Annotated in this window: 1 other annotated feature. The window is 49.0% G+C overall.

The features are described 5' to 3' along the window. Positions 1-406 (top strand) — a sequence feature (23S ribosomal RNA rRNA prediction is too short). The last annotated feature ends 125 nt before the right edge of the window (positions 407-531 follow it).

The raw sequence follows: 531 nt of genomic DNA, 5'->3' as shown, positions 1-531 counted from the left end.
TATCGAGAGTAGAGGTACCCGTACCGCAAACCGACACAGGTAGATGAGGAGAGAATCCTAAGACGAACGGGAGAAGCGTTGTTAAGGAACTCGGCAAATTGACCCCGTAAGTTCGCAATAAGGGGTGCCTCAGCAATGAGGTCGCAGAGAATAGGCCCAAGCAACTGTTTAACAAAAACACAGGTCTCTGCTAAATCGAAAGATGAAGTATAGGGGCTGACGCCTGCCCGGTGCTGGAAGGTTACGGGAATCTGTCAACGAAAGTGAAGCAGTGAACTTAAGCCCCAGTAAACGGCGGCCGTAACTATAACGGTCCTAAGGTAGCGAAATTCCTTGTCAGGTAAGTTCTGACCCGCACGAATGGCGTAATGATTTGGGCACTGTCTCAACAACGTACCCGGCGAAATTGTAGTACTTGTGAAGATGCAAGTTACCCGCGACTAGACGGAAAGACCCCATGGAGCTTTACTGTAGCCTGATACTGGGTTTCGGTATTTTTGTACAGGATAGGTGGGAGATTAGGAAGTATGG

Source organism: Acetivibrio cellulolyticus CD2 (assembly GCF_000179595.2).
Lineage (GTDB): Bacteria > Bacillota > Clostridia > Acetivibrionales > Acetivibrionaceae > Acetivibrio > Acetivibrio cellulolyticus.
Note: the sequence above shows the minus strand (reverse complement) of the source record. Positions and strands in the feature narration are given on the sequence as shown.